Source organism: Terrimonas ginsenosidimutans (assembly GCF_022012415.1).
GTDB classification, from domain to species: domain Bacteria; phylum Bacteroidota; class Bacteroidia; order Chitinophagales; family Chitinophagaceae; genus Terrimonas_A; species Terrimonas_A ginsenosidimutans.
In genome coordinates this window covers 151,095-176,571 of the sequence record NZ_JAKLTR010000011.1, presented here as the reverse complement: position 1 = coordinate 176,571, position 25,477 = coordinate 151,095, and the positions used below count along the sequence as shown (strand labels likewise).

20 protein-coding genes are annotated in these 25,477 nt (G+C 46.3%); 5 read left to right on the top strand and 15 right to left on the bottom strand.

All coding sequences use genetic code 11. The annotated features are described in order from the left end of the window. Position 1: 1 nt before the first annotated feature. The 5 genes from pseB to paaZ all read right to left on the bottom strand — a co-directional run bounded on the left by pseB (position 2) and on the right by paaZ (position 8,252). Positions 2-1,018, bottom strand: coding sequence for a UDP-N-acetylglucosamine 4,6-dehydratase (inverting) (gene pseB / locus LZZ85_RS17350; RefSeq protein ID WP_237874604.1), 1,017 nt, complete (start codon positions 1,016-1,018; stop codon positions 2-4). Between the two features lie 13 nt (positions 1,019-1,031). Then, a complete protein-coding gene (locus LZZ85_RS17345; RefSeq protein WP_237874603.1) occupies positions 1,032-2,084 on the bottom strand; it encodes a hypothetical protein in 1,053 nt (350 codons plus the stop codon). Between the two features lie 92 nt (positions 2,085-2,176). Further along, positions 2,177-4,618 carry a polysaccharide biosynthesis/export family protein gene (locus LZZ85_RS17340; RefSeq protein ID WP_237874602.1) on the bottom strand — a complete coding sequence of 814 codons (2,442 nt, stop codon included), beginning with the start codon at positions 4,616-4,618 and terminating at the stop codon, positions 2,177-2,179. Between the two features lie 701 nt (positions 4,619-5,319). Next, the gene (locus LZZ85_RS17335; protein WP_237874601.1) at positions 5,320-6,108 is read right to left on the bottom strand and encodes an enoyl-CoA hydratase/isomerase family protein; all 789 of its coding nucleotides are present in this window, start codon (positions 6,106-6,108) and stop codon (positions 5,320-5,322) included. 89 nt (positions 6,109-6,197) lie between these two features. Continuing rightward, entirely contained in the window at positions 6,198-8,252 is a 2,055-nt protein-coding gene (gene paaZ, locus LZZ85_RS17330; RefSeq protein ID WP_237874600.1) for a phenylacetic acid degradation bifunctional protein PaaZ, read from the bottom strand. A 146-nt stretch (positions 8,253-8,398) separates the two neighbouring features. Between paaZ and LZZ85_RS17325 the strand changes: the two genes are divergently transcribed. Next, complete coding sequence (locus LZZ85_RS17325; RefSeq protein WP_237874599.1) at positions 8,399-8,845, top strand: viral A-type inclusion protein; 447 nt, start codon at positions 8,399-8,401, stop codon at positions 8,843-8,845. Positions 8,846-9,034: 189 nt separating this feature from the next. Here LZZ85_RS17325 and LZZ85_RS17320 read toward each other — a convergent pair whose 3' ends face one another. Together LZZ85_RS17320 and LZZ85_RS17315 are read right to left on the bottom strand one after the other, a co-directional pair. Then, complete coding sequence (locus tag LZZ85_RS17320) at positions 9,035-9,508, bottom strand: hypothetical protein (protein ID WP_237874598.1); 474 nt, start codon at positions 9,506-9,508, stop codon at positions 9,035-9,037. A gap of 291 nt (positions 9,509-9,799) precedes the next feature. Continuing rightward, positions 9,800-10,378 carry an adenylate kinase gene (locus LZZ85_RS17315; RefSeq protein ID WP_237874597.1) on the bottom strand — a complete coding sequence of 193 codons (579 nt, stop codon included), beginning with the start codon at positions 10,376-10,378 and terminating at the stop codon, positions 9,800-9,802. A gap of 156 nt (positions 10,379-10,534) precedes the next feature. Between LZZ85_RS17315 and msrB the strand changes: the two genes are divergently transcribed. Both msrB and LZZ85_RS17305 read left to right on the top strand, forming a co-directional pair. Further along, positions 10,535-11,122 (top strand): peptide-methionine (R)-S-oxide reductase MsrB, encoded by a 588-nt coding sequence (msrB, locus tag LZZ85_RS17310; protein WP_237874596.1) that lies wholly within the window; start codon positions 10,535-10,537, stop codon positions 11,120-11,122. A gap of 200 nt (positions 11,123-11,322) precedes the next feature. After that, complete coding sequence (locus LZZ85_RS17305) at positions 11,323-12,579, top strand: pyridoxal phosphate-dependent aminotransferase (protein WP_237874595.1); 1,257 nt, start codon at positions 11,323-11,325, stop codon at positions 12,577-12,579. A 106-nt stretch (positions 12,580-12,685) separates the two neighbouring features. On the opposite strand, the gene LZZ85_RS17300 is transcribed toward LZZ85_RS17305, so the two are convergent. After that, the gene (locus tag LZZ85_RS17300) at positions 12,686-12,922 is read right to left on the bottom strand and encodes a hypothetical protein (protein ID WP_237874594.1); all 237 of its coding nucleotides are present in this window, start codon (positions 12,920-12,922) and stop codon (positions 12,686-12,688) included. Between the two features lie 19 nt (positions 12,923-12,941). Continuing rightward, positions 12,942-13,088, bottom strand: coding sequence for a hypothetical protein (locus LZZ85_RS17295; RefSeq protein ID WP_237874593.1), 147 nt, complete (start codon positions 13,086-13,088; stop codon positions 12,942-12,944). A 58-nt stretch (positions 13,089-13,146) separates the two neighbouring features. Here LZZ85_RS17295 and LZZ85_RS17290 point away from each other — a divergent pair, with 58 nt between their 5' ends. Next, a complete protein-coding gene (locus LZZ85_RS17290) occupies positions 13,147-14,274 on the top strand; it encodes a glycosyltransferase (protein WP_237874592.1) in 1,128 nt (375 codons plus the stop codon). Positions 14,275-14,412: 138 nt separating this feature from the next. Here LZZ85_RS17290 and LZZ85_RS17285 read toward each other — a convergent pair whose 3' ends face one another. From LZZ85_RS17285 to LZZ85_RS17275, 3 genes are all read right to left on the bottom strand, one after another. After that, a complete protein-coding gene (locus tag LZZ85_RS17285) occupies positions 14,413-14,922 on the bottom strand; it encodes a SixA phosphatase family protein (RefSeq protein WP_237874591.1) in 510 nt (169 codons plus the stop codon). Positions 14,923-15,080: 158 nt separating this feature from the next. Beyond that, the gene (locus LZZ85_RS17280; protein WP_237874590.1) at positions 15,081-16,928 is read right to left on the bottom strand and encodes an amidophosphoribosyltransferase; all 1,848 of its coding nucleotides are present in this window, start codon (positions 16,926-16,928) and stop codon (positions 15,081-15,083) included. Between the two features lie 168 nt (positions 16,929-17,096). Then, positions 17,097-18,440, bottom strand: a complete 1,344-nt coding sequence (locus LZZ85_RS17275) for a peptidylprolyl isomerase (RefSeq protein ID WP_237874589.1) — start codon at positions 18,438-18,440, stop codon at positions 17,097-17,099. Positions 18,441-18,525: 85 nt separating this feature from the next. Between LZZ85_RS17275 and LZZ85_RS17270 the strand changes: the two genes are divergently transcribed. Next, on the top strand, positions 18,526-19,002 hold the full coding sequence (locus tag LZZ85_RS17270; RefSeq protein WP_237874588.1) for a hypothetical protein: 477 nt from the start codon (positions 18,526-18,528) through the stop codon (positions 19,000-19,002). A gap of 510 nt (positions 19,003-19,512) precedes the next feature. Here LZZ85_RS17270 and LZZ85_RS17265 read toward each other — a convergent pair. The 3 genes from LZZ85_RS17265 to nusA all read right to left on the bottom strand — a co-directional run bounded on the left by LZZ85_RS17265 (position 19,513) and on the right by nusA (position 25,467). Further along, positions 19,513-20,889 carry a peptidylprolyl isomerase gene (locus tag LZZ85_RS17265; RefSeq protein WP_237874587.1) on the bottom strand — a complete coding sequence of 459 codons (1,377 nt, stop codon included), beginning with the start codon at positions 20,887-20,889 and terminating at the stop codon, positions 19,513-19,515. A gap of 145 nt (positions 20,890-21,034) precedes the next feature. Continuing rightward, entirely contained in the window at positions 21,035-24,076 is a 3,042-nt protein-coding gene (gene infB / locus LZZ85_RS17260) for a translation initiation factor IF-2 (RefSeq protein ID WP_237874586.1), read from the bottom strand. A 143-nt stretch (positions 24,077-24,219) separates the two neighbouring features. Then, positions 24,220-25,467 carry a transcription termination factor NusA gene (gene nusA / locus LZZ85_RS17255; protein ID WP_237874585.1) on the bottom strand — a complete coding sequence of 416 codons (1,248 nt, stop codon included), beginning with the start codon at positions 25,465-25,467 and terminating at the stop codon, positions 24,220-24,222. Between the last annotated feature and the right edge of the window lie 10 nt (positions 25,468-25,477).

Below are 25,477 nucleotides of genomic sequence, written 5' to 3'. Positions count from 1 at the left end.
ATCAGTTAAATTGGTATTGATCGTCGATATGTTCATTTATAAGATTTCGGATAGATTCCACATCTAACCATTCTGTATTGGTCCCAGAGTTATAGAAAAACCCATTCTCTACTTTTGTCGCCTTGAAATGAGCAAGAAAATCCGAAAGATCCCAGATTGGCAACTGGGGAAGAATCGCATAATACTTACCAAGGTCATATGTCACAAATGAATCGGAAGAAGTGATCATCTCTTCATGTATCTTTTCACCCGGCCTGATACCAATCACTTTGTATTCTGCGTTTGGAGCAATCGCTCTCGCAACATCCATAATCTTATAGGAAGGAATTTTTGGCACGAACAATTCTCCTCCCCATGCCGTTTCCAGCGCATGAAGTACCATTTCCACACCTTCTTTCAGGGAAATATTGAAACGGGTCATATGCGGATCAGTGATCGGGATCAAGCCTTCTTTTGCCTTTTTCATAAAGAATGGCATTACAGACCCGTTTGAGCCCATCACATTTCCATAGCGGACCACTGAGAAGGTAAGTTTTTTATCCCCCTTTATATTGTTTGCAGCTATAAATAATTTGTCCGAAGCCAGTTTTGTAGCACCATACAAATTGATTGGCGCACAAGCTTTGTCTGTTGAAAGCGCCACGACCTTTTCCACACCTGCTTCAAGCGCAGCTCTGATAACATTTTCCGCGCCACCGATATTGGTTTTCACGCATTCATCAGGGTTGTATTCAGCAATATGGACATGCTTCATTGCCGCGGCATGAATGATATAATCTATCCCGTGGCATGCTCTTTTTAAACGGTCAAGATCCCGAACGTCCCCGATCAAAAAGCGTATCTGCGGATACTTTTGTATCGGAAATTCAAAAGCCATCTGAAACTGCTTTTGTTCATCGCGTGAATAAATTACCAACCGCTTGATATTCGGCCATTTTGTTAAAACATATTTCGCAAAAGCCTTACCGAAAGAGCCCGTTCCTCCGGTGATCAATAATGTCTTATGATCCAGGTTCATTATTCTATTGAATTTAGTGTTTGTATCTTATTAAGTATTGAACAAAGATTGTAACGAAGGCTAGAAAACTCAGCGCAAACACACCTATAAAGCAAGTGACCACCGGCGATACCAGGTTGTCTTCAGTCGATATACTTGGGTAGTCTATGATCTCTATAACAGGAGTTTGCTGAGAAAGCAACATTTTACTCGCCTCAAGATTCTTAACCACTTCCGAATACAACGTCGATATCACTCCCCGGTCCCGTAAGGCAAGTTCCGCAGGCACTCGGGAAGAGGCAATACCAGGGTTCGCATCAAGCGTCTGCGCAACTGCCGCGGAATAATATTTGCCATTCAACAACATCAGCAAAGAATCCGCACGCACTTGCATTCTCGAAATATTCATCTTTGCATTCCCGACTTTAATATGTACATAAAGACTCATTGCCTCTTCAACAATTCTTTGAGACATCAGGATGGCAAATTTGCGGTCTGAGGCATCGATCTGCACCTTCGTCAGGTTTCCTCTTTTACTTACGCGGTCAACAATCAGGCTCTTTTTTACTATCTTATTATAAATAATATTTAGAACAGTATCCTGCAATGGAGTGAGAGAAGATGCCACGCTATTGAAATTGACGGAAGCAAGCTGCGGCTTTTTTCTGATCTTCTTCCCTTCATCAGAAAAAGTGAGATAAAGATCAGCCAGTGTCATACCTGCAGGCTGAACTGAATCAACTTTCGATAACAATACTTTGTTAACGATTCTTTTTGAACGAAGAATTTCAAAAATATTTTCCCCCGAGAAGAGGCTTCCACCACCGCTAAGGCCTCCGAGATCGAATCCGAATTGGCTGGCAATTCCGCCAAGTCCTCCCATTGATGGCTGCTTGTCTTCTATCATGAAGGTGCAGACAGATTCGAAACGGGGCTTTTGTTTATAATAGTACACTAGACCTAACCCTATGCCTAATGCGATTGCAAGAAGCATCAAGAGCAAGCGTGACAGGAAAAATCTCAGAAAAGGTTTGATATGCCGGAACAGATCACTTAACCGGATTTCCTTTTCAACCGTATTGTCCATTTATTATTTATTAAATTTCATTACCGGCAGGATATGGCTTCGCCACCTGAGTCACAAAAGATCAGCACACTATCCTTGCTATAAAGTCAACCCTATCGGGTTATTAGTGTAGCGGCCGTAATTAAGGCTGTAATTGCCGAAATAAAAATGCCTGCCTTGCCGACATCAAACCCTTCTCTCTTCGGTTTCTGCGGCACAAAAATGCTTGCACCCGGAGTTATTTTCGGATAACTCCTGAAAATACCCAGCGGCTTCTTGATCTTCGCTGCGCTGCCATTCGCATATATCACAAATGCACGCTTCTTACTCCCTGATGGAGTATTTCCCCCCGCCGCACTGATATAATCATCCATCGACTTTCCCTTCTCATACATGATATCCAACGGCTTGAACACTTCACCACCAATACTCACAGTATTATTGATGCGAGGTACTATCAACTCATCCCCTTCTTCCAGCGTAATATCATCAGCACTACCCGGATGTTTCAGAATGTAAGCCAGGTCGATTGCTACATCAGTAGCTTTTTTCATCTCAAATGCAGAAGCGGATTTCGTAGAATCATTTTCGAGAGAGCGGAAAAGGCGCTTCAGATCTGCGGAATCCGCTAAATCTTTCTTCTGTCTAACCAACTTTGCCCCCGCAATATTTGCGGTATATAGCAAACCGCCGGCGCGATTAATCAGTGAACTAAGCCGCTCTTCACGGCTTTGAAGTGAATAGGTCGAAGGTGATAGCACCTCACCCGATACTTTTACGCTGATCTGTGGCTGATAAAAAGGATTTTCTTTAACCGCCACGATATCAAAAGGCATTAACGTAATATCCGCAGCAGAACTACTAAGATCAAGTGTGTCATTCACTTTGATTATCTGAACGATATCGCTGCCTGCTGCATTTACGTTTATATCACGCTTCCTCCGTGATATCTCTATCCCGGTACCGGTAGCATCGTCTGCAAACCCTTCTGCTTTCATGATCAGTGACTTTAATGTCAGGCCTTCCTCAAAGCGAAAAATACCCGGCTTGCGAACAGCTCCATTGATCGTTACAATTGCAGTATCTCTCAGGTCGAAAATGGATGCGACGTGAATACTATCCTCCCTGAATAAAGTCAGCCCATTCTCTCGCCCATTCAAAATCGCCTTCAGGTCAACCGAAATATATTCCTTCACCAGATCCAGCCCCTTGCGTACCACTATCGCTCTGCCATTATAAACATCTTCACGTAACCCATATGCTTTAGATATCAGCTGTTTTAATGACATCCCATTCTCCAGGGCATAAGACCCCGGCTTAAACACCGCTCCGGTGATCTGAACCCTGTTCTGAAACCTGTTGATGACCGAATCAACAACAAATTCATCCCCGTTATGCGGCTTGAAATAAGCAAGTGAATCTCCTGATACATCAACGATCCTTCTTTCATATCCCGTAATTCTGGAACCGGTTAAACGTCCTCTGAATGCATAACTTTTAAACCCGCCAGCATATTCAAGCGCTTTATCAAGGTTCTCATCAGCTTTCAATTCAAAAATACCGCTGCGGTTCAGTTGTCCTGTAAGCGTTACAAGAAGGGTTGCAAACGGAACACGGATTACATCGTTGTCTTCCAGCCGCACATTTGTCAATTGATTACCGCGAACCAAAAAGTCATATAAGTCTGCTGTTTGAATCACTTGGTTGTTCCTGATCAGCTCGATATTTCTGAAAGATCCATTCTCAGCAGGCCCTCCACTCGCATATAATGCATTAAAAAGCGTAACAAGAGAAGGTAACGAGTAAGTCCCCGGCCGTTTTATTGCTCCGATCAATATGACGCGAATACTACGGATATTTCCAAGGGTCAGCTGCATTTTTGTTTGTCCTGAAGAAAGACCAGGATAATATCTCGTGAGACGGTTTTTCAGAATGGTTGTGAGAACATCAACGGTCAACCCGCTGACATTGATAACCCCGGCATATTTTACATTGACAGTTCCTTCAGGAGTTACCTTCAATGTTTGTTGGGAAATGTTCAACCCATATATGTTAAGCAATAATTCATCATCAGGCCCGATCGTGTAGTTCTTCGGAGTAGCCATCCGGAGATCTGGTTCAAAACTCAGGTTTGCATTCGCGAAAAGCTCAGAACCAAAGATCTTTGGCTTCTTATCGTTTATGTCTTCAACAATTTCCAGGAGCCTGTTATTACTTTTGGCCACCTGGCGTTTAGTATTTGCCCGCATATTTGTGCCATCAGCACCTGTAGAATCAACAGAAGTGGTTTCATCGGCAGTTTCTATACCGCTTTCAATATCAGAGATCCGCTGACGAAGAATCTCCATTTCAGTCGCCGGAAGCCCTCTCCTGGTAAACTCTGCTTCAAGCTGAGCCTGCGAAAGACCAGAAGATTTCGCCCGGTTCAAAAACTCCCTTAGCTGAGCGTTTGATATTTGTGAAGCTTTCACATTACTCATGTCTGATGGCACCTGTGCCATCAGGTTCAAACTTATCACGGAAAAAAGAAGCAGGAAAAAGCCTTTGAAGTTCATGTGCTTGTTGTTACGGAGCTATAAGATTACAGCAGATGGAAAGCTGAATTGATTTGCGTGAATAAATTGAGCTGATTTAGAAAATGACTTTTCAGAGTCCGAAAGAAATGTGCGTTCAGCGGTGTAGGTGACAGTGCATTCACATCATTGCAGATTGATGTGCCCGGCAACAGTTTGAGTAGGACAGCCGGCAAGTTCTGTTCACTCGCTTCCGCCAGCATCCCGAATGATAATTTCATTTGAATCTCCATTGGATCGTTCATAGGTATTTACCGAATCTCATTTCCCACATTAGATGCAGAACAAGATGAATTACATTTCTTTTAAAGAAAAAAATAAACAACCGTGCACTTACCTGATTATCCCTTCTTTCTTTAAAATCCTAATCCGCAAAAACCCTTAAACCGGTTATAAATTTTCACCGGCAAAATTAAGGTTTTCGTTATTAGAAAAAGCAGCCCCCGATCCGCTTCCTGCCCTATTTTGATGATTTATTTCCACATTTATTAACTTTTCTAATCGTTTCTACTTATGAAAAAATGCTGTCAAAACAAATAGCAAAACATCACCATATTTCATTGAGTTATAGGGTCATGCAGTTCATGACATTAAAAAACTGCCCGGCGTGTGCCGGGCAGACAAATTATATACTACCAGAATAAATTAATGGTTGGGTTTCCGAGAGAATTATTTACCGATCACTATACGGCTTTCGTTGCCTGTTTTTTAAGGATGGTCTCAATAGCTTTTCCCGAAAACTCGCTTAGAAGCAGCCGACCGCTGATCGCCGCCCTTTCAAACAACAGCTTATCCCAGTGATCTGTATCCTTCCAGCTTATCTTTTTAATCTCGCGCATCGCTTCCGGACTTGAATGAGCGAGCGTGAAAGTCAATCTCGCGATAGACTCATCCATCCCTTCCACAGTCGGATGCAGTTCCGCAAAAAGCCCTTTTCTTCTTGCCCAATCCCCATTCCGCCACATGGTCGCGTCTATTGCCAGCTGAGAAAATGCAGAAACACCGATCTTCCTCTCCACGGCCGGGCCCACCACGAACGGGCCGATCCCAATAGATAGTTCGCTTAGCTTTATTTCGGCATCTTCACACGCAATTGCATAGTCTGCCGCTGCCACTAATCCAACGCCACCGCCAACGCATTTACCATGAACCCGCGCAATGATCAATTTGGGGCAGGTACGCATCGCATTGATCACTTTCGCAAAGCCGCTGAAAAACTCCGTTCCGGCCTCCACCGTTTTTATCGCCGCCAGCTCATCGAAAGAGGCTCCGGCACAAAACGCCTTGTCTCCACCCGACCGCAACAACACCACTTTCACTTCGCTGTCCAACGCAGCACTGTGAAATGCCTGCGCCAGTTCATCAAGGATCTGTGCCGGTAACGCATTGCTCTGAGAATGAAAAAATTCGATTGTTGCCACTCCATTGTGTAACTCCGTTCTAACATATGCTTCCTTTACTCCTGTGCTCATAAAATCCATTTTAAGAGGGTTTTCAAGAATGTTTTAATAAAAATATTAAAAATAAATTTTGTATTTGTCAATAGTAAGTTAACCATGTTTTACGACAGATCCTTTCTTGCCACCATCGTCAATATGGTAGCAATTCCAACCACCGGCTCCTCCGATTCATCAAAAATCTCCACCAGCCATTTCACAATGCCTTTTGCGATATCCGTGTCTTCTTTTTTGTCCTGTGGCAGCTTTTCCTTGCAGGTGAACCGCACATACACAGATGTCCCCGCGTAAACCGGCTTTGTGAACCTTAGCTCATCAATGCCGTAATTCAGCAGAACGGGATTCTTTTCATAACTGTCCACAAACAATCCCGCGGCAGCGCTCATAATAAAATACCCATGAGCTACCTGTTTTTCAAACATAGTACCGGAAAAATCTGTGTCCTGCAAATGCGCATAGAAATGATCCCCGCTCAGATCGGCGAAACGATCAATATCCTCCGCCGTGATCAGCCTTTTTTCCGTGACTAACTGGTCTCCGATCGCCAGTTCTTCATAATATTTCCGGAACGGATGCTGCCCGGGATCTTTCCCCGGAGCATTTGGCTGATGCACGCTCGTTACCGCGCGGATCATACCCGGCGAACCCTGCACCGCCACCCGCTGCATATAGTGTTTAACACCGCGCAGCCCACCCATTTCCTCGCCACCACCGGCGCGCCCGGGACCACCGTGAACAAGCAGGGGCAGCGGAGAACCATGACCCGTAGATTCTTTCGCACAGGCTTCATTTAATATCAGGATCCGGCCATGATAGGTTGCCGCACCCAGTACATAAGAGCGGGCAATTTTTTCGTCGGCTGTTACAATTGAACTGCACAAACTTCCCCTACCCTTTTTACTTAACTCGATCGCCTCCTCCATTCCTTTATACGGCATGATCGTACTTACCGGGCCAAAAGCCTCTACTTCATGCGGAGCCGAATGAACAAAAGGCTGATCATTCAGCAGTAATAAAGGAGAAATAAATGCACCCTTCTGCGGGTCTGCATCGATCACCGATACATCTTCAAGTGAGCCATAAATGAGCTGTGAAGAAGCAAGCAACTTCTGCACCTGCGTTCTCACTTCTTTCCGTTGCGTTTCCCCGGCGAGCGATCCCATCCTTACCTTTTCATTCAACGGATTTCCGATCACCGTTTGCGATAAAGAAGCCGTGATCGCCTTCCATACATCTTCCATTTTACTCTCCGGCACAAATATGCGTCTGACTGCGGTACATTTCTGTCCTGCCTTCACGGTCATTTCCTTTCTGATCTCTTTAATAAAGATATCCCACTCAGGCTGGCCCGGCATCACATCCTCACCCAGTACGATACAGTTGAGAGAATCCGCTTCCATGTTGAAAGGAACCGATTCCGCAAGGATCGCGGGATGCGACCGCAGCTTCAACCCGGTTACCGCACTACCAGTGAATGTTACCACATCCTGCGAACCCACATGATCCAGCATATCGCCCGCACTGCCACAGATCAGTTGCAGCGAACCTTCAGGAAGGATCCCTGAAGCGATGATCTCCCGCACTACCGCTTCAGTAAGATAACAGGTAACAGTCGCAGGTTTCACTACCGCCGGCACACCGGCCAGCAGATTCACGGCGATCTTTTCCAGCATTCCCCACACAGGAAAATTAAAGGCATTGATATGTATCGCCACCCCTTCTTTCGGTACCAGGATATGTGTTGCCATAAAGCTGTTATGCCTGCCAAGATTGTGTGATTCACCATCTATGCAAAACGGCTCGTCCGGCAGTTTCCGGCGGAGAGACGCATTGGCGAATAGATTCCCGATCCCGCCTTCGATATCGATCCAGCTATCTGCTTTCGTAGCCCCGCTCTGATAACTGATCGCATAAAATTTTTCAAGATGCTTCTGCAGATGAAGTGCTAATGCTTTCAGCATATTTCCCCTTTCATGAAAGGTCATTCTTCTTAATGCAGGATTTCCCACTTTACGCCCATACTCCAGTACTGACGCAAAATCAATTCCTTTTGAAGAAGCCGCACCCAGCAACTCACCGGTCACCGCATTATAGAGCGCCTGCCCCTCACCATCGCCGGTAACCCAGGCCCCTGTAACATAATTTTTAAATGTATTCATAGTAACACTCGTTAGTCCCGCAAAGTAAGCTAAGAGTTCCAAAGAGGAAAAAGAGGTTAATTAAATTTCCATTTAAAAAACTCCTTTCCCCCAACATCCTCTTTTATCCGCTTAGCCCTAGCTTTGTGGCCTTAATTGTGATCATTATGAAAGTTTTATTCTTTGCCGCGGCTCTTTGTTCTTTAGTATTTATGTCTTGTGGAAATGAATCCGGGCCGCAGGAGAAATCGCTGGCTGACAGCTTACAGAAAGAGGTGCTTGACGGGCATAATGTAGGGATGGCGAAATCAAGAAAGCTTACGCAATTGCAGACAGACACAAAAAGAATGATCGATTCCATACAAAAGCTTCCGGCAAAAACGAAGCTGGCAACTGCCCCTTATCTCGCAAAGTTGGATTCACTGGCGAAAGATCTTTATAACGCTGAAGTGGGAATGAATACCTGGATGACGGAGTTTAATCTTGATTCTGCAATAGACAATCAGCCGGTACGTGAAAAATATCTTGCCGACGAAAAGGTGAAAGTAGACCGGGTAACGGCAGCAATCCTTTCTTCGATCGCAAAGGCAGATACCCTGCTTAAGAAAAAGTAATTCAACCTCATGATCCCGCCGGATTCCGTTTGTTCCGAGAAGCATTGGCCGGATGCGAATGACCAGGAGGGTTAACCCTGACAGGCAGCGCAGGCCGGCAGCAAAGTGCATCACAAATGACACCAACTTTCAGCCAGTGACCATTCGTTCATCCGCCATCGAGAACGGCGGTTCGTTGCGTCAATTAAATTATATGTACGGGTTAACACCGAACTGGCGAAGATGATGCAGGGCATGTTTGTACAGCAGCTGTACATTCTGGTCGAAATTCAATGGCCCGAAGATGGGGTTCAATGTGGTCATCATTGGTTTTTGCTCAAATACCTCAAAGAAATGGATCAGTTCGCCATGCAAATTGGCGATTGACGCCTGAACGGTATTAAAACGGAGCGGTAAAGGCTCTTCTCCCAGCAGCGGGTTACGCAAATTCTTTTTGAAAGGTTTCTCGCTCAGCAGAAACTCAATCATCTGTGGCAGCTGATCTGCCGGGGTGAACATTTCTATAACAAGCCTGCCATTCGCTACCTGCAGCACATCTCCCCCAAAATGTTCGATCATCTGCTGTACAGACATCTTTCCCCAAAGCGGCGGAGCAGATCCATCCAGTTGTTGCAGGTGGCGTATAAAACGCGTGCGAAGAAAGTTTTCCTTTTCGAAACTCATGTGGCAAGTTGTTGTCCTAATTAATGAAACGGTCAGGCATTTGTTCGATGGCCAATGGTCGATGCTCGATGCTCGATTTTATTTTAGTAAAGACCTTGAAAATAAACCACGCTGGTATGAGGCATTTATTTTTTCAGACGTCTCCTTCCTCCGATCCAACCATTTGACATCGACCATCGAACAACGATCGGGCATTTCCTGACTAAGCTACGCCCAGCGATTGTAAAAAACAAACCGGCGCAGGATCGTGATATCAATGCTCACGATCGCTGCGCCGGTCAGATAAACAGATCAGGCTATCTTTTTGTCGATATGGGAGGTCAGACCAGAGAATACCACATCAATCTCCGCCATTCCATCCACATGGATCACTTTTTTGAATTTGTCGTAATGAGCAGCCACAGGCAAAGTCTCTTTACGGTAAACATCCTGGCGTTTCCGCTGGATAGTTTCGTCCGCATCGTCGCTGCGACCGGAAGTTTTAGCCCGGTTGATCAAACGCTGGATCAGTTCTTCTTCATTTACATCAAGGAACAGAACCAGGGCGATGGAAGATTTTTTCAACTCAAGCAGTTTGTCCAACGCTTCAGCCTGCGCCGTTGTGCGGGGAAAGCCGTCGAACAGAAATCCACGGGCACTTGCATTTTCATCGAGCGCCGAGCTGATCATGCCGATCACAACTTCATCCGGAACTAGCTGCCCTTTGTCAATAAACTGCTGTGCTTCAACTCCAAGTGGAGTCTTTAATTTTAATTCTTTTCTGAGTAAATCCCCCGTGGAAAGGTGGATCAGACCATATTTTTCAACCAATTTAGCCGACTGTGTACCTTTTCCGCTACCAGGCGGACCAAATAAGATCAAATTAAACATATTTGCAATAAGCCTTAATGAGCAACAAATATAACGTAACCGCCTAAATAATCCGGCGATCCGGTAAATTCATTGATGTTTTCTAAGGAGATGTTAAGGTGGCAACCTAAAAAAATCCAGTCAAACAAGCTGGACGTAAATTTGTTAAACAGTTATATGATACCGATGCTCAGGAATATTTTAATACTGGCTTTTGTGGGTTTGCTGCAGCAATGCAGTTACTCTCAAACCAATAATTCAACCAATAAAGCAGGAAAAGAAATGGATTCAACAAAGAAAAATAACCCCGTCTATTCTCAGTCAGATACGTCCAAAGTAGAGATCAGTGAAGCTGAATGGAAGAAGATCCTGCCGGAAGATGTGTATTATATCGCAAGGCAAAAAGGCACAGAACGCCCCTGGACCAGCAAGTACGAAGCCTTGAAAGACAAGGGAACTTATTACTGCGCAGCCTGTGGGAATGCTTTGTTCCAAAGTGATACAAAATTCGAAAGTGGTTGCGGCTGGCCGAGTTTTTATCAGCCGATCAGCAAAACGAGCATCATTTATACTCCCGACAATACTCACGGTATGGAACGCGTCGAAGTACAATGCGGCCGATGCAAGGCCCACCTCGGTCACGTATTCGAAGATGGCCCACCTCCTACCGGCCTGAGATACTGTATCAATGGGGTTGTCCTTGATTTCGAAAAAGCAAAAGAAGCAGAAAAAACCTACCAGGATAAAGCCAAAAAAGACGAGTAATCCGCACATTCTGATAGTTTTAAAGTTTAAAGGTTTAATAGTTTAAAGGTTGCCAGGGGCGTTCCCTCAACTTGTAAACTATTAAACCTTTAAACTTTAAAACCACGAGGCCTGAACTCTTTCCCCTCTTTTTCACCGCTTAATCTCTTAGCTTTGCGGACGAAAACGCTAACGATCGTTAATTTTTAAAAAATTCAAGGATGAAACTTTCGCATTTATCGGAAACGCTGATCGGGTCGGAAATCGTGAAACTGGGTGGCGAGATCAGGGAAAAGATCCGTCAGGGTGAACGCATTTACAATTTCACAGTGGGGGATTTTGACCCTTCCATTTTTCCGATACCAAAAGAACTTGAAGATGCGATCGTGGAAGCTTACCGCAAGCATTTCACCAATTACCCGGCTGCTGAAGGCAATCTTGACCTTCGCGAAGCTATTTCTTCGTTTACCAAAGAAACAGAGGGACTTGATTATGGTGTAAGTGAAGTGCTGGTGGCGTCCGGCGGGCGTCCCCTGATCTATTCTTTATTCAGGGCGATCTGTGATAAAGGCGATAAGATCGTTTATGCCGTTCCAAGCTGGAATAATAATCACTATACACATTTCGTAGAAGGACAACACGTGGTTGTGGAGGCAAAAGCAGAAAACAACTTTATGCCTTCAGCCGATGATATCAGGCCCTATGTAAAAGAGGCGTCTCTGATCGCTTTGTGTTCACCACAAAATCCGACAGGTACGACCTTCAAGAAAAAAGATCTTGAAGCGATCTGTGACCTTGTGATCGAGGAAAATAAACGCCGTGGTGACGGTGAAAAGAAACTTTATGTGATGTATGATCAGATGTACTGGCACCTGACTTACGGAAAGATAGAACATTATAACCCAGTTTCGCTGAGACCTGAGATGCGTGAATACACCATCTTTATCGATGCGGTCAGTAAGGTTTTTGCAGCAACGGGTGTGAGAGTAGGCTGGAGCTTTGGGCCTGCAACGATCATCAAAAAAATGAACGCGATCTTATCGCATCTCGGTGCATGGGCTCCAATGGCTGAACAGAAAGCGACCGCACAATTCCTTGCACAACGTGATGCGATCAAAAGCTACCTGGGTAACTTTAAAAGCGAGATCGAAGAAAGACTTCGCAGCATTTACGATGGCTTCATGCAACTCAAAAAAGAGGGACTGCCTGTAGATGCTATCGCGCCGGAAGCTGCGATCTACCTTACCATCAAAATTGACCTCGCCGGCAAAACAACCGCGGAAGGCAACACACTGAAAGATCAATCTGAAGTGACCGCTTATATATTGAATGAGGCAAAACTCGCCGTTGTTCCTTTCTATGCATTCGGTGCAAGCAAAGATTCAGCCTGGTACCGGCTCAGCGTAGGCACCTGCAAAAAAGAGCAGATCAGCGAAATGATCGGCAAACTCAGGGAAGCACTGTCGAAGTTGAAATAAGGCCGGAGTAGCATTGTTAAAAAAGTGAAAGGTTTAATAGTTTAAAAGTTGATTTCTCAAACTTTAAACTATTAAACCTTTAAACTTTTAAACTCATATGTTGAGGTTAATTCTTATTGATCAGAAACCGGAACGGCTTAAGCTCGGAAAAGCGGATCGCTTTTAATATTCTTGCAGGTTTCGAAGTGATCTTGTTCCTGTTCACCAATTCATGTGCAACACAAAAGTGCTCGTCAGACTCAGCAATCAGCAGGATATCATTTAAACATTCCACCTCATGGTCAATCGCCTGTTGGCTCATGAATTCATTCTTCAGCAATACCAGTAAATCACGGTTGGGCATCTTCATCGCCTTTTAAAAGTTAATAGCCTGACATTCCTTTATGGCTCGGACAGCCGCAACCGCCTCCACCCTTACCATTGCCTGAATAATAGTTCTTGTTACACGCAGAGACAACAACCATGCCTGCCAGCAAAAGCAATAATGCTATTTTATTTATCGTCTTCATTTTAAGAGTTGTAATTTAAAACTATTTTACGACCAAAATAGTATACAGCGGGGATAAAATGGCAAAATTTTCTTCCGATAAACACGTAGTAAAGAACCGGCATGATCGTCCCCGCGTGCTCGTTGCCCCGCTCGATTGGGGCCTCGGACACGCCACACGTTGTATTCCTGTTATTTACGAATTACAGAAACAACAGGCAGACGTCTGGCTGGCCGGAGAACGCTCCCAGGAACATTTGCTCAGGCAGGAGTTTCCCGGTCTTCCATTTCTGCCGCTCCGGGGTTACAGGGTAAGGTATTCCAAAAAGGCATCCGGTCTCTGGCGGGCATTGCTGCGCCAAATGCCGGGTCTGTGGGGTTCCGTACAGCGCGAGAAGAAATGGCTTTCCGCTATGATCGAACAGCATCAATTCGACCTGGTGATCAGCGACAACCGATTTGGATTGTCCCATCCCGGCGTCCCCTGCGTCTTTATCACCCACCAACTGACCATTAAAACTTCATTGGGCAAATGGCTTGATAAACAGGCACAGCGGATGAACTACCAGTTCATCCGCAGGTTCCAGGAATGCTGGATCCCGGATTATAAAACAGAACCCAACCTGGCAGGCTCGCTTGCTCATCCCATCGTTTTCCCTGATATTCCCTGTTTCTATACCGGCATCCTGTCCAGACTTCAGCAAAACAACACTCCGATCACACAACGGCACCTGTTCATCTCCTTATCGGGCCCCGAGCCACAACGGACCATCTGGGAAGACCGGCTGATCAATGATCTGTTCAATTACAAAGGAACAGCAACTGTTGTCCGCGGACTACCTGATTCGGACCGACTGATGCCTTCCACTAATGATATCCGCTTTTTCAACCATCTTGGTTCACAAGCGTTCGCTGAAGAACTCGGCAAAGCCGAATGGGTGATCTGCAGAAGCGGATACTCCACTGTAATGGACCTTGCGAAAATGGGAAAGAAAGCGATCCTGGTTCCCACTCCGGGGCAACCCGAACAAGAGTACCTTGCACAGCATCTTCACAATAATGGCTTTGCGCCATTCATTTCACAAAAGGATTTTACACTGGAACGGGCATTGTCAATTGCATCTGATTATACATACCGGCCATTTGACAACAACAGAAATACAGTTGCAGAAGTGGTGGAGCAACTGGTTCGTAAGGTGTTTGTGTGATACTTGGCGTAGGAGTAACGCGGCGAACGCGGCGATCCGCAACGGACACAGCGAAAACAGCCCGGGATAAAATTGTCTTTCTCCGCATATCGCCGCGCATCGTTGCGCATCGCCGCGTTACTCCTACGCAATTCAATATCAAGACTCCTCTACCCGATCAGACTTTGGGTAATCAAAAAACAAAAACTCTTTCTCAGCCGCTGTGAAATCCTTCCAGCTACTTGCTGTTGCCTTCACCGCAAAGATTGCGCAGGTCGGCATTTCATCCACTCGTGTATGAGTAAGCGTGTTTGCATAATCAGTAATGCCATTATTATGCGAGAATACTGCAATTGTATTATAACGGTCGTCCAGCTGCGCGATCACTGATTCAAATACAACTGGTGTGGCAAGATATAACTCATCAATAAAAATGATCTCACTCTTTTGTCGGTCGTACGCCGAAATAAAATACTCAGCTGTTTTCTTTGCACGCTTTGCCGGACTCGCCACAAACGCGTCGATCGTAATCTTCTTGTCCAGCAGACGCTGTGCCATCACCGGCGCATCACGCTTTCCGCGGTCATTCAATGGCCTGTCAAAATCTTTTACAGAAAAATCAGCCCAGCTGCTCTTTGCATGACGGATGAGGAGGAGTTGTTTGCTCATAGAGGAAAGATAGGGAAAGTTTAAAAAGGGAAGCAGTCGGGGTTTAAAGTTTAATGGTTTGAGTGTTTAAAAGTCATAGCAATTGCCATTGACCTTTAAACACTCAAACCATTAAAACCTGAAGCTATTAAACTTTTAAACTATTAAACTTCTTCTCCTTAATACCCCCTCTCATTCTTTCCTTCCATGTAATTCATGAAAGCCTTATTCACCACTTTATTACCGCCAGGTGTTGGATAATCACCCGTGAAGTACCAGTCTCCAAGGTTATTCGGGCAGGCATTATGCAGTCCGTCTACGGTCTGGAAAAGCACATCAACGGGGATCTTTACATCACGAGGAGTGATCAGCTGAGCGATCTTGTCAGAGATCTCTTCAGGAGTAAAGTCTTTATACAACTCTTTTACCACGTTCTCTGTGTGCAGTTGATTGTTGTTTTGCAGGTGTTTGCATTTATCCAGCATCTTCTGCAAAACATCTGTTTTCCCTCTTTCCTTCAGCAACTCAACAGCAGCATTGAATGCGATGAAATCGCCCATCTTGCTCATGTCTATACCGTAGCAGTCAGGATAACGGATCTGAGGAGAAGAAGAAACAATGATGATGCGTTTCGGCTTCAGTCTTGCGAGCATCCGGATGATGCTTTCTTTTAATGTTGTTCCCCTAACGATCGAGTCATCTATTACCACTAAGGTGTCTTCGCCGGGGCGAACAGTACCGTAGGTGATGTCATAAACGTGCTGCACCATTTCGTTGCGGCTTGCGTCTTCAGTAATGAAGGTGCGCATCTTTACGTCTTTGATCGCGATCTTTTCAACACGGATCCTGCGGTTGATCATTTCCTCCAGCTTCTCTGCATCATAGTCTTTATTCCAGCTGAGGATCCTTTCAAGTTTGATCTTGTTCAGGTAACGCTCCATTCCTTTCTGCATTCCCAGGAAAGCCACTTCGGCTGTATTAGGGATAAAGGAGAAAATGGTATTTTTCAGATCATTGTCGATCATATTCAGCACAGGTTCACTAAGGTTGAAACCCAATGCTTTTCTTTCTTTATAGATCTTTTCGTCACTGCCGCGCGAGAAGTAAATTCTTTCAAAGCTGCAGGCTTTTCTTTCTTTCGGCTCAAGTACCTGGCAGATCTCGATCTCGCCTTTCTCATCAACGATGAGTGCCTGTCCCGGCATCAGTTCTTTCACTTCGTTCTCTGCGACGTTGAAGGTTGTGCGGATCGCAGCGCGTTCTGACGCTGCTACCACCACTTCATCATCCACATAGTAGTAAGAAGGCCGGATCCCGTGTGCATCGCGGAATACAAAACCGATTCCGTCGCCAGTCATGCCGCCAACGTGAAATCCTCCATCAAACAAAGGCAGTGTTTTCTTCAGCACCTTCTTGATGTCCATCTTTTCAGGGGAGGTTTCATCTGCATCGCAGAGATGCTTGTGCATCAGTTCGATCATCGCTGCGAGGTCGCTGAATCGCATGTTTTCACTCGGCTCTTTACCTACCAGCGTGAACAATTCGTCAGTATTTACCAGGTTGAAGTTACCTGCCAGAGCAAGATTCCGGGCAGGAACCGTATCACGGTTGATGAACGGGTGGCAGTATTCCAGTTTATTTTTACCCTGTGTACCGTAGCGTAGATGCCCCAGCAGGATCTCTCCCAGGAAAGGAACATGTCCTTTCATCAGTCCGGGGTGAGACTTGATGCCGGGATGGTATTTCTCCAGCTCAGCAACTTCAGATCCTATCTGTTCGAAAATATCTGCAATGGCCTGGGGTGCATTACTGCGGCGGCGGTGCATAAAAGGATAACCGGGCTCTACATTCAGTTTTACGGCAGCCACACCCGCACCATCCTGGCCGCGGTTATGCTGTTTTTCCATCAGCAGGTAGAGCTTATTAAGCCCCCACATGACGGTGCCATATCTTTGCTGAAAGTATGAGAAGGGTTTCCTTAACCGGATGAACGCTAAACCGCATTCGTGTTTGATCGGGTCGCTCATGTATTTATTTGGGAGGTGCAAAGGTAGGTTCATTCAGGCAGACTTCATACACAGAACCTGTTAATCTCTTCAATTGCATGAATGAACGGTTACACTTGCATAACACCGGTTAACTTCATTTTGTTCTGACCCCTGTACAACACTTGCTAAACTTCTGAAAACGAAAGCCTACCGGTCGGCTTCACGAACACCCGCCGGCAAATTCCCGCAAACTGCCGCCATTTCGGGATCTACTTCGATCAGGCTGGAAGACATTTTCTCCCTTACCCATTTCCCCATCATCTCCGCACGTTTGTGTTCCAAAGCGGCTTCCGCAATTCTTCCATAATCATCTTTCAGGTTCATCCGGTGAGGCTGTGACCGGGAATGCAGATAGACCATTCGTACCGCCGTTTTTCCTTCCTGGTCCTGATACACAAATGGCGCTGAATAGTCTCCCAAACTCATCTTTGTCAGGGCATTTACCGTTTCCCTGTCCAGCTGATCTATCGTCAACAAACGGGAATGATGGCTATTTCGGTAATAAAATTCTCCGTTCCTGCCCTCAGCTGATTCGTCAAATTTTTTCGCGGCCTGGTTAAACGCGATGGTCCCCGCATATAAGGCCGATCTGATGGAGTCCAGCCGTGCTTTGGTATACCCGATCTCCTCTTCCGCAACGGGTACCCGGCGGAAAATGTGCCGGATGATCGCTTCGTCCCCGTTCTTCCCGAGCAGCTGTACGAGAAAATATCCATCGCCTGTTTTGACTGGTGCAGATAAAGCGCCTTCTTTCATTTTAAATACAGCTGCCATCAGCTTTGGATCAACACTTCTATCATTCCGCGATAAGACATACTGCAGGCCTTTGTCCTTTTCGGGATCAGCTGACCGTTCCGAAAATCGTTGCGCCAGTTGTTCGAAAGAAATCGCTTTTGATTCGATCTCAGCTCTGTAACGGTTCAGTTCACTGATCACATAAGCCTCAAGGTCGCGCGATGTTTTAGGGTAAATTGTTATGTATCCCACTTCCAGCTCTGACTCAAAAAACGGTAAGCTGTCTTTGGGGATCTGATTAAAAAATATTGTTACCTCGGCTGGTGTGATCTTCGCCGAACTCATGATTTTTCGTTGCATGGTCTCCACCAGGAGGTTTTCACGGATCGCATCCCACATATCTTCCTTTAACCTGAACACGGACTTATTGGCAACCTGTTCGAGAGCGCTGATGCCGCCAAGCGCCCGTGCATGATACTTGATACGCAGGTCAAGCTCTGCATCCACTTCCTCGTCAGACACCCGGATGGAGTCTTTCTCTGCCTGCAGCAACATCATTTTTGAGATCAGCGCGCGTTCAGTTGCATTGCATATTGCATCAGCGGGAAGGCTGCCGTCCGGCAATCGCGAAGCTTCAGCGGCATTTCGAATATCTGAATAGAGAATGATCCGGTCTCCTACAGTAGTAACGATCTTGTCGGCAACCGCTTTGTACGATTGAGCGCTGGAACCGATCGCGCTCAGCACCGTTATCATCAGACAGATGGTTGTTTTTTTATAACTTCTGCAGGTGTTAAAGATCGGAAAGGCGCGGTCAGTGAGGCGATACAAAATTGGAGTAGTGAGATTGGTTGTTGGCATATCCAAATCTAAATTCTGGAGAAGGGTTCTCCAACAACCTGAATTTCATTTAACAAAAGTTTGCCGGGCGGGCAAGGCGCTTTTGTCGACGGGAGTGTCGAAAGACTCTTCTTTTGCCGGGCGGGCAAGGGCGCTTTTTTTCGAGGGGTTCCTCGAAGACTCCGTTTACTTTTTTTGCCTTGATGCAAAAAAAGTAACAAAAAAAGATCAAGGCTGGGAAAAACTGGCTAAAAATGGGAGGATGTCACCTGCACCAAAAAAACTCGCCGGAGGAGTGTTTCAGTTCGTCTGGCGTGCTGGCTCAGACAGTTTTTGGCGCCTTCGCACACCTGCGGTGTGGCTCAGACGGTGCCAGCCTCCCATTTTCTTAACGCCATTTTTTCCAAGGCCGGGGGCGTTGAGAGAGGAGGATTCGCTTGCGAAGAAGATTCGTTGTAACTCAGTAGCTGTATCATAATTTGATACTGGCGCGCACTTCATGACAGAAAGAGACAAAACTTACAAGAACCGTAAGGCTACATTCATTTAAAGGCCTTCTGCCCGCTTTAAGAACGGTGGCCTAGCGCAAATGGCGTTAAGAAAATTATGGGCGTAACCGACGAGCCGAAGGCGAGGGCGCTAAAATATTGTCTGAGCCAACACGCCACTCAATCTCAAACCCTCTTCCGGCGAGTTTATTTTAGTGCCAGGTGCAGCCCATAATTTTTAGCCATTTGCGCGTAGCCTTGATCTTTTTTTGTTACTTTTTTTGCATCAAGGCAAAAAAAGTAAACGGAGTCTTCGAGGCAACCCTCGAAAAAAAACCCCTTGCCCGCCCGGCAACCCCGTCAACGCCTCCCCCGCTTTAAGGCCGATGGCCTCCGGGCCGGTTTCCATCTTATGAACGCCGCATAGAAAATTCGAAGGAGCACAACAAAAAATCCCCCGGAGCAACTCCGGGGGACTTCAATATCTGTTCTGTAAAGGATCAGAATCCTTTTTCTTCTTCTGATTTATACTTCGCCAGTTGTTCGCAACTACCGGCGGAATCATTATCCACCATAATATAATAGGTAGGCAATTTGGTCGTGATCCATTTGTTCAGCGCTTCTGATTTCTTTTGCTCAAGTGCGCCATGAGCGATCTTGCTATAGTCATCACGCATGTTCATACGGTGTGGTTCTGAGCGCGATTTCAGGTATACGATACGAACACCTTTTTTAGCCTGCTCATCCGTAAATACGGTCGGCATTGAATAATCTCCCACTTTCATATTCCGGATAGCGCCAACCATGTCTTTATCCAGCTGATCAATGGTCACATAAGGAGAACCGTCATTATTCAGGATAAATGCGCCCTGGTATTTGGCTGCATCGCCTTCGCTGAACTTCTTTGCCGCTTCGTTAAAGCCGATGGTACCGGCAATGATCTTTGTGCGGATAGAGTCCAGTTTAGCTTTAGCGAGGTTTACTTCTTCGTCAGTGATCGGGGGAGTGCGGAGAATATGACGAACGATCGCATCATCACCGGAACGTTTAACCATCTGAATGATGTGATAGCCGAATTTGCCTTTTACCGGAGCGGAGATCTCCCCGTCTTTTAAACGGAAAGCGGTTGAAAGGAACACCGGATCCCATGATTTTTCATTCCTGTTCAGCTGATACTGACCACCACGGTCTTTACTTCCCGGGTCTTCAGAATAACGTTGTGCCAGTTGTTCGAAAGTAACCTGTTTGGATTCAACCTGGCGTTTATAGTTATTCATTTCTGTAATGATATAACCTTCGAGATCACGGGAAGCTTTTGGATAGATCGCGATCTGGCCAACTTCCAGTTCTGATTCAAAGAATGGAAGACTGTCTTTCGGTATCCTGTCAAAGAAAGCTTTTACTTCGTTTGGCGTGATCTTAACGCCGCCAACGATCTTCTGCTGCATGGCTTCCGCCAGTTTTCTTTCTTTTACGGATTCGCGGGCATCGTCCTTGATCTGGTAGATCGTTTTGCCGGCATATTCTTCAAGGGCTTCGCGGGTTCCGAGCTGGGAGACGAAGTAACGTACACGCTGATCAAGCTCAGCTTCCACTTCTTCATCGGTTACAGGCAGGGAATCTTTTTCAGCCTGGAGCATCAGCACTTTTGACACAAGCGCCTGCTCCATCAGAAGGCACTCCGCATTGTCAGGAACGGTTCCGCCCTGGCGCTTCGCATCCTCGATGGAATTGCGGATATCGGAATGAAGAATGATCCGGTCACCAACCACCGCAACGATCTTGTCTACCACCGCTTTACGAGGTTGTGCTTTTGCCGTCACCGCCCCTGCAAACAGCAGGCAGAGAACAGGCAATATTCTTTTTGTGTTCAGCATGAGTCAAAAATAGTTTACCCTTCCGGCAGTCGGTGGGCATTTAACAAAATGTTACAGTTACAAAGTAAAAAGTCACCCCGCTTACAAGTTGAATGCGTTGCAAACTGTTAAGCGGGGTTAATTTTTACTTTTGACTTATTACTTATTAAAGTGTTCTCTTAACTTCCTCTTCCTCATACGCTTCCACCACGTCACCCACCTTAACATCACTATAGTTCTTGATGGTCAGACCGCATTCCATACCTGCCTGAACGTCTTTCACGTCGTCTTTGAAACGTTTCAGAGAGGCAAGTTCGGCAACAGCGCCTTCGCCTACAGGATAGACAACGATACCGTCGCGGATCAGGCGGATCTTGGAATCACGCTTGATCTTACCATCGCGTACATAACAACCGGCAACGGTAGCTTTATCGAATTTGAATACGTCACGTACTTCAACGTTTGCAACGATCTTCTCCTGAACTTTTGGCTCCAACATACCTTCCATCGCACTGCGGATCTCATCGATCGCGGTGTAGATGATAGAGTAAAGTTTGATCTCCACCCCTTCGTTCTCTGCAAGCCTGTTAGCCTGAACAGAAGGACGAACGTTAAAGCCGAGGATCACAGCATCTGAAGCGGTAGCGAGTACCACATCACTTTCAGAGATCTGACCTACACCTTTCAGGAGTACACGAACCGCGATCTCTTCTGTTGAAAGTTTCTGCAATGAGTCACTCAACGCTTCTACCGAACCATCCACGTCACCTTTGATGATCACGTTCAGTTCTTTGAAGTTTCCGAGTGCCAGACGGCGGCCGATCTCATCGAGTGTGATATGTTTTTTCGCACGCATACCCTGTTCGCGGAGGATCTGGGCACGGCGGTTGGCGATCTCTTTTGCTTCTGCTTCGTCTGCGTATACTTTGAATTTCTCACCAGCCTGGGGAGCACCGTTCAGACCGAGGATCACAGCCGGAGCTGATGGACCCGCCGCGTCTTCCCGTTTGTTACGTTCGTTGAACATCGCTTTTACACGTCCGTAATGCTGACCGCTCACCACAAGGTCACCGGCGCGGAGCGTACCATTCTCTACAAGAAGGGTTGCCACATAACCACGGCCTTTGTCAAGTGATGCTTCGATGATGGTACCTGTTCCTTCCCTGTTCGGGTTTGCTTTCAGATCAAGCAATTCCGCTTCAAGGAGGATCTTTTCAAGGAGCTTGTCGATATTCAGTCCTTTTTTCGCAGCGATCTCCTGGCTCTGGAACTTACCGCCCCATTCTTCAACGAGAATGTTCATCTGTGAAAGCTGCTCATAAATTTTCTGTGGGTTAGCGCCGTCTTTATCGATCTTGTTGACTGCAAAGATCATCGGAACGCCTGCTGCCTGTGCGTGGCTGATCGCCTCACGGGTTTGTGGCATTACTGCATCATCCGCGGCCACCACGATCACAGCGATATCGGTTACTTTGGCACCACGGGCACGCATCGCGGTGAACGCTTCGTGACCAGGAGTATCCAGGAAGGTGATCTCTTTGCCATTTGGTAATGATACCTGGTAAGCACCAATGTGCTGGGTGATACCACCTGCCTCACCGGCTACCACGTTTGCGCTACGGATATAATCGAGCAGGGATGTTTTACCATGGTCAACGTGACCCATGATCGTAACGATAGGAGAGCGGGGACTCAGGTCTTCTTCATTATCAACATCATCTTCCTCTTCCATTTCGGCTTGTTTTTCCATGTTGATGAACTCAACATCGAAACCGAATTCGCTTGCTACCAGTTCAATTACTTCCGCATCGAGTCGCTGGTTGATAGAAACCATGATACCCAGGCTCATACATTTGCTGATCACCTCCGCAAAACTTACGTCCATCAGGTTCGCGAGTTCGCTTACACTGATGAATTCTGTTACCTGCAGTTTGTTATCATCGCCCATTCCGCCCGCTGCGTCAGCCATTTCCTGGCGTTTTTCACGGCGCATTTTGGACTTCATGTTCTTCCCTCTGCCACCGCCGCCGGAAAGTTTGGCCTGCGTTTCCTGTATCTTTCTTTGAATTTCTTTTTCGTCAATCTGTCTGTCATCACCACGGCGACTGATCGTAGGCCGGTTGCCGGTACGGTTGCCACCCTGCTGGGGAGCGCCCTGTCTTCCGCCGCCGCCTTGCTGTCCGCCACGATTGAATCCGCCGCCGCCCTGCTGGCCACCGCGGTTGAATCCGCCGCCTTGCTGACCACCACCGCGATTGAAGTTACCGCCACCTTGCTGCTGGCCACCACCCTGCTGCTGACCTTGCTGGCCACCGCCGGTAGTGTTGTCTCTTTTCTCGATCGGGATACGCTTGCGTTTGCGCTTTTCGTCCTTTTTAGGACGGGTATCGTTATCAACCGGCAGGTCGATCTTACCGAGGATCTTTGGACCTTCGATCTTATCAGCCCTGATATTAGTGATCACCGTTGGAGCATCTTCTTCCACAACAGGTTTCTCTTCCTGCTGCGCCGCAACCGGGGGTGCCACTTCTTCTTTTTTGATCTCTACAACAGGTGCCTGTTCAACGGCTTTTTCCTCTTTCTTCTCTTCTTTCTTCTCTTTCTTTTCTTCCTGCACTACAGGAGTCTCAGGTTCAACCGGTACAGGTTTTTCTTCTGCAACGGGAGCCGTTTCGTCCTGTTCAGCCTCACCTTTCTTCTTGATGACCTTCTTCGGACGGGTTGATGAGTCGATCGTAGAGAGATCAATTTTATCGATGATCTTAGGGGAAACAATCTCAGGAGCTTCGATCTTCACCACTTCTTCTTCTTTCTCCTTAGGTTGTTCAACTTCCTGTGGTTTTACAGGCTCTTCCACTTCCACCACTGGCGGCGGAGGTGTCGGCGGTGCAACAGCAGGCTCTTCCTTCTTAACTACAATTGGTTTCTTCTCTTCTTTTCTGAAGTTGATCTCTTCTTCTTCTTTCTTCTTTTTCGCCTCGGCCTGTGCACCTTTTGGCAGGTCCACCTGGTCGCTCTTCATTTTTGCAGCCTTGTCGCCCTGAAATTCCTGCTGCAACGCGCGGTACATGTCTTCCGTCAGCTTGGACGTAGACTTCAGGTCGTCTTTTTGAAATCCTTTGCCAACCAGGAAATCAACTAATGTTTCCTGGCCAACGTTGAATTCTTTGGCGGCCGCTAATACTCTTGGAAGTTTTAATTCTGCCATTAAGTGTTTTATAAATTTCTAATTCTTGCCATCTGGTAAAAATTAAAAAGTCAAAATTAAAAATTAAAAAAATCAAACCCGTAAATACTTTACGATCACGAGGGGATCTTTTTAATTTTTTACTTTTTAATTTCTAATTACCGTTATTCTTTTTCAAACTCAGCCTGCAGAACCTTTCTCACATCCGCAATCGTTTCTTTTTCAAGATCGGTGCGTCGTTCGAGTTCTTCGGCTGTGAGGTTGAGGACGCTGCGGGCTGTGTCACAACCAACGCGTTTCAGTTCCTCGATCACCCATGTTTCGATCTCATCGCTGAATTCTTCAAGATCCACGTCAAATTCTTCCACTCCTGCTTCAGAATCGCGGTAAACATCGAGCTCAAAACCCGTCAGTTCACACGCCAGTTTGATGTTAACACCGCGGCGTCCGATTGCGAGGGACACCTGGTCTGGCTGCAGGTAAACACTTGCGTGTTTTTTATCATTATCCAGGTCCATGCTGGTGATCTTAGCCGGAGTCAGTGAGCGTTGAATGAGCAGCTGGATATTGCTTGTCCAGTTGATCACGTCGATATTTTCATTTTTCAGTTCGCGAACGATGCCATGGATCCTGCTTCCTTTCATACCCACGCAGGCACCCACCGGGTCGATCCTGTCGTCATATGATTCCACCGCCACTTTCGCTCTTTCACCCGGATCGCGTACGATCTTTTTGATCACGATAAGGCCGTCAAAAATTTCGGGCACTTCTATCTCCAATAATTTAGCCAGAAACTCAGGTGCGGTGCGGGACAGGATAATAACAGGGTTGTTATTCTTCATGTCTACCTTTTTCACCACAGCCCGGATGTTTTCGCCTTTTTTGAAGTAATCCTGAGGGATCTGTTCGCTTTTAGGGAGGATCAGCTCATTGCTTTCTTCGTCCAGCAGGAGGATCTCTTTTTTCCAGACCTGGTAAACTTCAGCGCTGATGATCTCTCCGATCTTATCACCATATTTTTTAGCCAGTACGTTCTTTTTCAGGTCACTGATGCGGCTGGCCAGTGTTTGTTTGGCTGCCAGGATCGCTCTTCTTCCGAAGTCGTACAGGTCAATTTCCTGGAATAATTCCTCACCTACTTCAAAGTCAGGTTCTATTTTGGTAGCTTCTGAGTACGCAACCTGGGCCAGCGGATCTTCAACCTGCCCATCTTCAACGATCACCCGGTGACGCACGATCTCAAGGTCACCCTTCTCAGCATTCACGATAACATCAAAGTTCTCATCACTGCCATACTTTTTGCGAAGCAGGGTTTTGAAAACGTCCTCCACCACTTTCATCATCGTGGGACGGTCAATGTTTTCCGCATCCTTAAACTCCTGGAATGCTTCTATAAGATTGATACTTGCCATAGAACTGAGT

Excerpts from the sequence above, each read along its gene's own strand:
- LZZ85_RS17340 (WP_237874602.1), bottom strand. The coding sequence starts at position 4,618 with ATGAACTTCAAAGGCTTTTTCCTGCTTCTTTTTTCCGTGATAAGTTTG.
- LZZ85_RS17285 (WP_237874591.1), bottom strand. The coding sequence starts at position 14,922 with ATGAGCAAACAACTCCTCCTCATCCGTCATGCAAAGAGCAGCTGGGCT.
- LZZ85_RS17290 (WP_237874592.1), top strand. The coding sequence starts at position 13,147 with ATGGCAAAATTTTCTTCCGATAAACACGTAGTAAAGAACCGGCATGAT.
- LZZ85_RS17275 (WP_237874589.1), bottom strand. The coding sequence starts at position 18,440 with ATGATAACGGTGCTGAGCGCGATCGGTTCCAGCGCTCAATCGTACAAA.
- LZZ85_RS17305 (WP_237874595.1), top strand. The coding sequence starts at position 11,323 with ATGAAACTTTCGCATTTATCGGAAACGCTGATCGGGTCGGAAATCGTG.
- LZZ85_RS17325 (WP_237874599.1), top strand. The coding sequence starts at position 8,399 with ATGAAAGTTTTATTCTTTGCCGCGGCTCTTTGTTCTTTAGTATTTATG.
- LZZ85_RS17335 (WP_237874601.1), bottom strand. The coding sequence starts at position 6,108 with ATGAGCACAGGAGTAAAGGAAGCATATGTTAGAACGGAGTTACACAAT.
- LZZ85_RS17345 (WP_237874603.1), bottom strand. The coding sequence starts at position 2,084 with ATGGACAATACGGTTGAAAAGGAAATCCGGTTAAGTGATCTGTTCCGG.
- msrB (WP_237874596.1), top strand. The coding sequence starts at position 10,535 with ATGATACCGATGCTCAGGAATATTTTAATACTGGCTTTTGTGGGTTTG.
- LZZ85_RS17300 (WP_237874594.1), bottom strand. The coding sequence starts at position 12,922 with ATGCCCAACCGTGATTTACTGGTATTGCTGAAGAATGAATTCATGAGC.
- LZZ85_RS17280 (WP_237874590.1), bottom strand. The coding sequence starts at position 16,928 with ATGAGCGACCCGATCAAACACGAATGCGGTTTAGCGTTCATCCGGTTA.
- LZZ85_RS17315 (WP_237874597.1), bottom strand. The coding sequence starts at position 10,378 with ATGTTTAATTTGATCTTATTTGGTCCGCCTGGTAGCGGAAAAGGTACA.
- LZZ85_RS17265 (WP_237874587.1), bottom strand. The coding sequence starts at position 20,889 with ATGCTGAACACAAAAAGAATATTGCCTGTTCTCTGCCTGCTGTTTGCA.
- nusA (WP_237874585.1), bottom strand. The coding sequence starts at position 25,467 with ATGGCAAGTATCAATCTTATAGAAGCATTCCAGGAGTTTAAGGATGCG.
- LZZ85_RS17320 (WP_237874598.1), bottom strand. The coding sequence starts at position 9,508 with ATGAGTTTCGAAAAGGAAAACTTTCTTCGCACGCGTTTTATACGCCAC.
- infB (WP_237874586.1), bottom strand. The coding sequence starts at position 24,076 with ATGGCAGAATTAAAACTTCCAAGAGTATTAGCGGCCGCCAAAGAATTC.
- LZZ85_RS17295 (WP_237874593.1), bottom strand. The coding sequence starts at position 13,088 with ATGAAGACGATAAATAAAATAGCATTATTGCTTTTGCTGGCAGGCATG.
- paaZ (WP_237874600.1), bottom strand. The coding sequence starts at position 8,252 with ATGAATACATTTAAAAATTATGTTACAGGGGCCTGGGTTACCGGCGAT.
- pseB (WP_237874604.1), bottom strand. The coding sequence starts at position 1,018 with ATGAACCTGGATCATAAGACATTATTGATCACCGGAGGAACGGGCTCT.